This is a genomic window from Rhodococcus sp. P4_B6 (assembly GCF_056402215.1).
In genome coordinates this window covers 1-8,407 of record NZ_JBFUHV010000269.1, presented here as the reverse complement: position 1 = coordinate 8,407, position 8,407 = coordinate 1, and the positions used below count along the sequence as shown (strand labels likewise).

Genomic DNA, 8,407 nt, shown 5'->3' with positions numbered 1-8,407 from the left:
GCGTGAGCGTAACCGATCCCCCACCGCTGGTCGTCGTGCCGCCAGGAACCGGACAGACCGGTGACCTGGGCCCGATTGGGGTCGAATTCAAACTCTGGGGCCGTGACACCGGTGGGGTGCCGTCTGTCGTCTAGCACCCGTTCCCAGTCGGTGCGCTGGTGCCGCCGCATCTACATACGCGGGAGGACGAATTCTCGATAGTTACTCAGGGTGTAATCGGGTTCCGCTCCGGCGACCGGGAGGCCGTTCTCGAATCCGGCGGATACATCACAAAACCCCGCGGCGAAATGCACGCCATGTGGAACGCCGGCGGCGCCCCGGCGCGCATGATCGAGATCATCAGTCCGGCCGGCTTCGAACATTGCTTCCTGGAAATTTCTGAACTGATCGCCGCCGGCGCGCCGGATGTCACCCAGATCGCCGAAATTGCCGAGCGTTACGGACTGCAATTCGGCGAACCCGACTGGTTGCCCGACGTAATCGCCCGATACGGCTTGACACCGACGTGAGCCCCGCCATGTGCGGTGTCGTTCACTGGTCGCGGCTGAGACCGAGCTAGAGGTACCGGCCACAGGACCGATCCGCGCGCGCCTCATGACGGCCCGATTCCCGCTGTCGACGCCGGCAGACTGGGATGGCGCCGAGTGCGGGCGGTGAACACTGGCGGCTGCAATACTGAGCTGATGGACGGTCCAGCTGCTCGAGCCTTCGACAGTGCCGCCCGACGGTTCCTCGAAGTCAGCGCGTCCGCGACAGGTCACTATGACYCCCCCGGTCTTGGTGAGTGGTCCGTGCGCGACCTGCTGGGGCACACCAGCAGGTCGCTGACGACGGTGGAGACCTACCTCGACGTCGCCGGCGACGACTCCGGCCCGGTAGACCTGGTTGATGCCGTTGCGTACTACCTGGCCATCGCCGGTGCCCTGGCTGACACCGCAGCAGTGGCACAGCGGGGACGCGCCGCCGGCGCCGCCCTCGGAGAGGACCCGATGGCTACGCTGAGCGCTCTGGTTGCCCGGGTACCCGAGCAGGTCCGGGCCACGCCGGCCACCGCCCTGGTGCGCACACCCTTCGGGACGATGACCTTGCAGGGCTACCTCCCGACCCGAACCCTCGAGCTGACAGTGCACACATGCGACTTGGCAGCCGCCCTCGGCGTCAGCGCCGATGTCCCCCACGATGCGGTAGCCGAGACGTTCGCCGTGATCGGTGGCCTGGCCGCAGCACAGGGAACAGCACCCGCTGCGCTGCTGGCCTTGACCGGCCGCCTTCCCCTGCCAGCCGGTTACTCGGTGCTCTGACGCGTCACCGCGTTCTCGTCAGCCCGAGTCGACTGTGCCGACAGGAAGATGGCGAACCCACATCGACTCCCTTCTCCGACACCGACACCGATCCCGAGTGGCCGAGCTGACTCGACGGCTGAATGTAGGTGTCGAAACCCAGGGTGAGGGTGTCCCCGCGCGGTGGATCGACGGTCATGTAAGTCCGCGAGGCATCGCTGGTTTCCGCGGACGGCTCCGGTGTCCATCCCTGCGTCTCGAATATGTCGACGTAGTCGGATTCGACGACGATCACCACCGGCTCCGAGGAGCTGCCTGGTTTCCGGACCGTGAGGTCCCGCGGCACGTCCAGTCCTGCGCGCGCGACCTTCGGGTACGTGAGGGTGAGGGCGTACGCGCCCCCGAAGCATGGGGGCGGTGCCGCTATCGTTGGCATTGTTCCTGAACAATACTGGTGCTCAGCATCTTTCGAGGCGGCCCTCCGGCCCGAACAAGGGGGAATTCAGGCCGGAAGACCTGGCTGGCGCGCCGCCATCGCTTGCTGCGCGCGCAGCGTCCACACGGAGTACCCGCGACTGTCCGGTTCATGCCCCGGCGATCACCCTGATTCGCGCAGCACAATATGCGACGGTTGACCCATGAGATCTCCAGCGCCGAATGTAGAGCGGAGGACATCATGTTGCTCGATGGGGTCAACCATATTGCCTGCATATCCAAGGACGCCGCCCGCCTGGGCAGGTTCTATGCCGACGTATTCGACGCCGACGTCGGACCGACGCGGCCGCACGGCCGCGACGGAGGAGAAACGATGACCGTCATCCGGATCGGCCCGCATACCGAGTTGAACATCTTCGTGATCGACGGCAACACCGAAGCCGAGCGTCAGACACCGATGTGGGGGCGGGGTCGCATCGACCACGTCGGTCTGCAGGCGGCCTCACCGGAAGCCTTCGAGGTGATCCGGCAGCGGCTGATCGACGCGGCCGCCAGCGATGGAGCCATCAACAACTTCGGTACTGCACGGAGCGTCTTCTTCCGGGACCCCGACGGCCTCGAAGGGGAAGTGCTGATAGCCACGCCATGATGAATACCGACCACTCGACGCTCTCGTTTGAGGCGCCGTCATGTTGATGGCGTTCACCACCGCGTCCGCGGGCCGATCCACAGTGCGGGCATGTGCGTTTGGGTTCTTCAGTTGCGGGCACGCTGTGTAGAGGGCATTCGGACGACGGTCCGACTGACCCGCTCGAGCCACACAACAGTCAGGAGATGTCATGCAGAAAGTGTTGACCTTCGCAGCGGGCGCGGCCGTGGGCTTCGTCCTGGGCACCCGATCCGGCCGGCAAACCTACGAGAAGATGAGGCATCAGTCAATCGAACTCTGGCACAACCCCACCGTGCAGGAAAAGGTGAGCGAAGCGACGGAGACCGTCAGGGACAAGGCGCCGCAAGTGCAGCACAAGGTCGGTGAACTGGCGAAGAAGGCGACGCACCGCCACACCGACACGAACTCGACGACTGCGCCCACCAACGGAGCGTCGCTGGGTGACGCTGCGACCCCGTCTCCGGCGGCCCCCATTCCGACCGACGCGGACACCACGGCCGGTGTTCCGCCGACGCGCGGCGAATCTGCGGGGTGAGCTTGGATCATTCGTTGCCCGCGTTGGAGGTTTTCGGGCGAGCCGTCACCGTGCCGGATCATGTAGTCGGCAGTCGCGAGCACGCCGGAGTGATGCGGAACTCGATGCCGTGGTGTCCGTGTACCCATCCAGGCACACGTCAAGGCGTCGATGCGGCGTCACGCAATTCGGCGTACGAATCTTCCATCGCCACCGCCAGCCGGGCAACATCGGGCAGCGCCTCGGGGTCGGTGCAGAGCCCGATTCCGACGATCCCGGCGCAGGAAATCGCCGAGATCCGCAGCGCGTGGTGAACGGCCGGCTCCGAGGACGAGAAGAGTCGCTCCACCCGGCGCCCGGAAACGCTCACCGGCACCGGCGGGCCCGGGACGTTCGAGATCGCGAGGCTGAACTCCCGCGCACTCCCGGCCAGTCGCTGTACAGCCTCCCCGACGCGCTTCACGCGTCCGAGAGCGTGGAAGAGATCATAGAGTTCGTCGGCGTCGTCGAGGTGCTTGCGCTTCCTGGTCTCGGCGCTGATCCGGTCGAGTCGGGTGAGCGGATCCGGCTCGGCGAGCGGCAGATCGATGTTCAAGAAGGAATCGCGGTTTCCGACCTCCGCTCCCTCATCTCGGTGGTGAAGGCTGACCGGAACCTGAGCGCGAAGGCGCGGCAGCGCCCCCGCTCCGGCGGAGAGCCAGCTCCGCAGGCCGCCGGCGACGATCCCCAGGAGCACGTCGTTGACGGTGGCACGAGTGGGACGCGAGGCCCCTATGGTTTTCAGCTCCGAGAGCGGGGCGACGGTGAACGCGAGCTCGCGGGCGGCACTGATCGGACGGTCGAAAGGCGAGCGTGAGCCGCGGTGGCCGAGCTCACGGTGCATGGCCGCCGGCATCCGCAGCACCTCGTCGACCTTCGAACGCTGCGTCGAATCGGTGCGTACACCCGGTCGCGACTCGCGCGGGCCCGGTTCGGCGTGTCGATCCCAGAGAACGTCGTCCAGGAAGCGCACCGCAGCAATCCCGTCGGCCATCGCGTGATGGATCCGGACGGCGATCGCCTCGCGCCCGTCGCCGAGGGGTCCGATCAGATCGAGYGTCCACAGTGGACGCTCGCGGTCGAGGTGCTCGGACATCAGCGTGCTGACGGCCCGCCACAGATCGGCCCGCGACGCACACGCAGCATCTTCCCGGCGCCGGATGTGGTCGCTGATGTCGAAGGCGGTCGCCGCGGTCCAGCGCGGCTCCGAACCCGAGGTGTCGATCCGCTGCGTCGCGCGCGGCTGGCTCGAAAGGCGCTCGGCCACCGCTGTTCGCAGGGCATCGAGGTCCAGCGGGCCGGAGGCGGGCTCGAGAATCACCAGCTTCAGGGTATGGCCGGATATCACCGCCGATTCAAGCCCCAGAATATGGGYATCGTCGGCGGAGAGCCGATCGGGATCCTCGCGGGTCACCTCGGCAAGTCTATTCGCGTCTGCACCTCGTCGAACCAGGAACGTCGAACCAGGAACGTCGAACCAGGAATGCAACCCCGATTGCGCCGCTCGTCCGGCATAGCCCACGGACTTCATCCAGTGGACGCCGGACTCCCCGTGACGGCGACCGCAGATCCGACCCATCGGCGCAGATACGCACGCAGTTCGTCCTGGCTACGCGGCGGGTTTCCCGGCGAGATGAAGAACGACTGCATCGTCCGCAACTGATACTCGACGAGCTCACGCAGGGCGTGCTCCCCGTAGCCGTGCCGCTCCCAGTCGACGTCGAAGCGCCGGATCATCGTCATTCCGAAGGCGAGGGCTTCCTCGGACGTGATTCCCTCGGTATGTGAATGGGAACCGGACAGCATGAGGCCGAGCTGCGGAACGCGGGGCGCTTCGTTGAGCGTGTAGATCACGGCCTCGACCACAGCCTCCGCGGGATCCTCGATGCCGGCGACGTGTTCCGTCAGGCGGTCGAGGAATCCGTCGACCGCGGCGATGGCTGCAGCTCGTAGAAGCGAGTCGGTGCTGGGAAAGTACCGGTACACCGTCTGACGGATGACACCGAGGGATTCCGCAACATCCGCGATGCTGATCGCCGTGCCGTTCCGGCTGATGAGCTCGACTGCGGCGATGACGATTCGCCGGGACGCTTCCTCGTCACTTCCGGGTGGGCTGCCACCCCACCCACGCCTGCCTGCCATTGCCCGTGCCCCTACCTCTCGCACTGCGTCGTCGGCCCGAACGGACTGCACGGGACGACGGCACAGTGCCCGACCTGGACTCAGAGGTTACCGCGAGCGCGTCCCGCTTCCGGCCACCGCAGTTCTCCCCGAATCTGTCGAAAGTAATCATACAGAGACTATGGTCTGTGTATGTTGTTGAGGCTTGGGTCTCCACCTGCCCACAGACTTCAGTCCACTCATGCCGCACGAGACGAGGAATTGCACATGTCCGACCTGCATCCCAGAAAGATGGATTTCGCGTTCGACGAACAGGACGTCCCGTTCCTCTGGAACCCCGACAACCCCGCCTGGTCGAGCATGTCGAACGCGATCTCCTTCCTGGCCATTGGTTTCGAGAAAATGATCGTCAAGGCGATCATGCAGGCCAAACCGTTGATGACTCCCGAGGTCGCGGAGGAGGCCGTGGCGTTCATGCGCCAGGAGGGCCACCACTCGACCGCGCACCGTCAGCACGTCAAGGCCCTGATCAGGCGGTATCCGGGACTCCAGAACACGCTCGACGCGGTGATCGGCGAGTACGACCTCCTCACCGAGGCGACGAGTCTGAACTACCGACTCGCCTACACCGCGGACCTGGAGGCGACGTTCACACCGGTGTTCAAGCTGATGCTCGACAACGACGCGACCCTCTTCCGGCCGGGCGACGACCGGGTTGCGTCCCTGTTCATCTGGCACTTCGTCGAGGAGGTCGAACACCGTAGCTCAGCGCTGGTGATCTTCAATTCCCTTGTCGGAGATGAGCTGTACCGGATGAGGATGGCGCCCTCGATCTTCACGCATGTGATGAAGGTCGTCCGAATCGCCTGCGCCGGGTTCAACCAGCACGTCCCACTGAGGGAGCGGAAGGTCGATTCGATGTCGATGTTCGCGACGCACCGCACCAAGCAGAAGCTGCTCACCGCGTTCGCGCCCTACCTGAGCAAAGGGATCATGCCGCGCGCGTTCGACGACCTCCCCCGCGGGGAACAACTCACCGCCCTGGCCGGCGTCGTCCGGAGTCAGATGCCGAAGCACAACCCGACCCACGAGAAGCTGCCCGCGCTCGCCGACGAGTGGTTCACCCGATACGACGCCGGCTACGACTGCACCCGCTGGTACACCGCCGAGTCGGGTGAACGTCGGACCGAGTCCGCGGCGGCGGTGGTCAACTGATGATCGATCTCTGCTCACCCACCTTCGACCAGCTGTCGACGGCGCTCGGCTTCTCGTGCGCCGAGGCCGGTGGACTCGTCGAGCTCCGCAATCCGTTGGCCCTGGAGAACTGGACACTGCCGGTTCTCGAGTTCACGATCGTGCTCGGGTCGGTGCTCGCACTCGTGTTTGCGATCCTGCGCTGGCGCCGCAGCGGCGATCCGACCACCCTGGCGCTCTGGTTCGGCGCCACCGCGTATCTGTTCGTCATCGAACCGCCGCTGTACTTTCCGGCGGCGTTCGGGATCGAGGAACACGTGGACACGATGTTCGCGCACAACGTGTTCACGGTGGACTTCCTGTGGGGCCGGCTACCCCTGTACATCATCGCGATCTATCCGCTGATGGCCACGCTGGCCTTCGAGCTCGTCCGGATGCTCGGCGTCTTCCGCAAATACGGCGTGCTCGTCGGCGCGGTCTGCGTGGGCTTCGTGCACCACGCGTTCTACGAGATCTTCGACCAGCTCGGACCGCAGCTGAGGTGGTGGGAATGGTCGACCACCAACCCGGTCAACCAGCCCATGTTCGATGCGGTCCCACTGCCGAGCGTCGTGGTGTTCGCGGCACTGTGGCCGATATCGCTGGCACTGTGCGTCCAATTCTTCGTGGGTCGCCACACCGACCGGGGCCGAACCTTCACCGGACTCGAACTGGTCTGGCGGACAATCGTAATCGGCCTCCTGGCGTCGGCCGGCACGTTCATCCTCCCGATCCCCGCGACCATCCTCGGGATGGAGAGCACCACGGTCCGGGGATTCCTCTACGCGGCGGAACTCGTCGTCGTCACGCTCGTCGCGATCCCGGTCCTGTTGCGACAGTGGTCGCGGCTGCGCGGGCGGACGTCTGACGTTCCCGCCTACTCGAACAACTTCGTTCGTGTCTACAGCGTGGTGTACCTCGGCGTGATGGGCCTGCTGTGGGGGACTGCGTTACCGGACTACCTCGCCGCCGTCGACGGCGTCACGAGCAACGGCGATCCCATCGGAAACATCTGGTACACGATCGCCTGCTTCGCGATCGCGATTCTGTGCGTCGCCGCCACCTTCACGGTGCCGCGGAATTCCGTGGACGGACATGGTCCGGTCTCCGGCGAAAGGACGCCACACGCTGTCCGATAGCTGTCGCGCATTCTCGTGATCGACGACCGCCTCCTGCCAGTCCCGGTCGGTGACCGGGCCGCTGTGTGCGGTCGGAGCGGCCACACCCAGCCGAGTGCCGATTTGCTCCCACGACCGGCCACCGGCGAGCGCATCGATCACCGACCGGGCGAGGAGTTCTTCGTCCTGTTCGCGCGATAGACGGATCGGGGATTGCACCAGCCGGAGCTCTCGACGGTTCGGGGCCGCCTCCTCATCCATTCGGGCGACTGTACCGGGGCCGGACTTCCTGTCCATTCGCCGAACGACACGGCTTCGATACCCCGGACACATGGCCACCGGGCCGAGTGGCACACGACCGGGTATGTGGTGTACAACATAGTCGGCCACGATGTGAACCAGATCACAGACGTGACCCTGAGGCACACATATCGGTACCCGACGAAAGCAGGACGCATGGCGACAGTCTCGATCACCCCGGCAACTCCCACCGTGTCGCGGACGCCCCGCCACGGCGGCTCCATGAGCACCGCGGAGATCAAGTCGAGGATCGAGGCCATGTTCGCCGACGACCGCTCGCCCGCCCGGCGTGCGGGCACCGCAGTCTCCCCGTAGCTGTAGCGGACGCTGTGCTGCCCTCGGCCTGGTGCGCGACGTCGCCCTAGAGGGCAGACACATCGAGAGGCGTGTAGTGCTCCACGACCGGGAAGGGATCGTAGAAGTGGTGCAGCAGGTCCTTCCACTGCTGGTATCCACTCGACTGACGAAATCCTTCGGTGTGGTCTTCGAGTTCATCCCACTCGACCAGCAGCAGGTAGACATTCGGGCGCTCGTGACCGCGTGACAACTGCAGCCGGCGGAATCCGGGCATCGACGAGATAATCGACTCGGCCTGCCCGAATGCAGATTCGAACTCGGCGACCCTGTCTGGGGTCACGGACAGCAGTGCATGTTCCAAGATCACCCGCACAGTATGCGACTTCGCACGGTCCCAACG

The 8,407-nt window shown here is 65.4% G+C and carries 10 protein-coding genes and 1 pseudogene; 7 read left to right on the top strand and 4 right to left on the bottom strand.

Annotated features, from left to right (window positions below; all coding sequences use genetic code 11):
* Nucleotides 1-2 precede the first annotated feature (2 nt).
* Together AC1DWT_RS47800 and AC1DWT_RS47795 are read left to right on the top strand one after the other, a co-directional pair.
* Nucleotides 3-509: pseudogene (locus AC1DWT_RS47800) on the top strand (cupin domain-containing protein).
* A 174-nt stretch (nucleotides 510-683) separates the two neighbouring features.
* Nucleotides 684-1,301 carry a maleylpyruvate isomerase N-terminal domain-containing protein gene (locus tag AC1DWT_RS47795; RefSeq protein WP_477925949.1) on the top strand — a complete coding sequence of 206 codons (618 nt, stop codon included), beginning with the start codon at nucleotides 684-686 and terminating at the stop codon, nucleotides 1,299-1,301.
* A gap of 4 nt (nucleotides 1,302-1,305) precedes the next feature.
* Here the strand turns inward: AC1DWT_RS47795 and AC1DWT_RS47790 are convergent, their stop codons facing one another.
* On the bottom strand, nucleotides 1,306-1,716 hold the full coding sequence (locus AC1DWT_RS47790; protein WP_206016310.1) for a hypothetical protein: 411 nt from the start codon (nucleotides 1,714-1,716) through the stop codon (nucleotides 1,306-1,308).
* A 240-nt stretch (nucleotides 1,717-1,956) separates the two neighbouring features.
* On the opposite strand from AC1DWT_RS47790, the gene AC1DWT_RS47785 reads away from it, so the two are divergent.
* Both AC1DWT_RS47785 and AC1DWT_RS47780 read left to right on the top strand, forming a co-directional pair.
* A complete protein-coding gene (locus AC1DWT_RS47785; RefSeq protein WP_206015905.1) occupies nucleotides 1,957-2,364 on the top strand; it encodes a VOC family protein in 408 nt (135 codons plus the stop codon).
* A gap of 190 nt (nucleotides 2,365-2,554) precedes the next feature.
* Nucleotides 2,555-2,920 (top strand): YtxH domain-containing protein, encoded by a 366-nt coding sequence (locus AC1DWT_RS47780; protein ID WP_206012491.1) that lies wholly within the window; start codon nucleotides 2,555-2,557, stop codon nucleotides 2,918-2,920.
* A gap of 139 nt (nucleotides 2,921-3,059) precedes the next feature.
* On the opposite strand, the gene AC1DWT_RS47775 is transcribed toward AC1DWT_RS47780, so the two are convergent.
* On the bottom strand, nucleotides 3,060-4,352 hold the full coding sequence (locus AC1DWT_RS47775) for a wax ester/triacylglycerol synthase domain-containing protein (protein WP_477925948.1): 1,293 nt from the start codon (nucleotides 4,350-4,352) through the stop codon (nucleotides 3,060-3,062).
* A 113-nt stretch (nucleotides 4,353-4,465) separates the two neighbouring features.
* A complete protein-coding gene (locus tag AC1DWT_RS47770; protein ID WP_072951106.1) occupies nucleotides 4,466-5,080 on the bottom strand; it encodes a TetR/AcrR family transcriptional regulator in 615 nt (204 codons plus the stop codon).
* Nucleotides 5,081-5,326: 246 nt separating this feature from the next.
* Between AC1DWT_RS47770 and AC1DWT_RS47765 the strand changes: the two genes are divergently transcribed.
* The 3 genes from AC1DWT_RS47765 to AC1DWT_RS47755 all read left to right on the top strand — a co-directional run bounded on the left by AC1DWT_RS47765 (nucleotide 5,327) and on the right by AC1DWT_RS47755 (nucleotide 8,025).
* Entirely contained in the window at nucleotides 5,327-6,274 is a 948-nt protein-coding gene (locus AC1DWT_RS47765) for a metal-dependent hydrolase (protein ID WP_206012492.1), read from the top strand.
* Nucleotides 6,274-7,431, top strand: a complete 1,158-nt coding sequence (locus AC1DWT_RS47760; protein ID WP_095863869.1) for a hypothetical protein — start codon at nucleotides 6,274-6,276, stop codon at nucleotides 7,429-7,431. The genes AC1DWT_RS47765 and AC1DWT_RS47760 overlap by 1 nt, the downstream gene beginning before the upstream one ends.
* A gap of 435 nt (nucleotides 7,432-7,866) precedes the next feature.
* Nucleotides 7,867-8,025, top strand: coding sequence for a hypothetical protein (locus AC1DWT_RS47755; protein WP_167372224.1), 159 nt, complete (start codon nucleotides 7,867-7,869; stop codon nucleotides 8,023-8,025).
* Between the two features lie 46 nt (nucleotides 8,026-8,071).
* Here AC1DWT_RS47755 and AC1DWT_RS47750 read toward each other — a convergent pair whose 3' ends face one another.
* Nucleotides 8,072-8,374, bottom strand: coding sequence for an antibiotic biosynthesis monooxygenase family protein (locus AC1DWT_RS47750; protein WP_072951103.1), 303 nt, complete (start codon nucleotides 8,372-8,374; stop codon nucleotides 8,072-8,074).
* Between the last annotated feature and the right edge of the window lie 33 nt (nucleotides 8,375-8,407).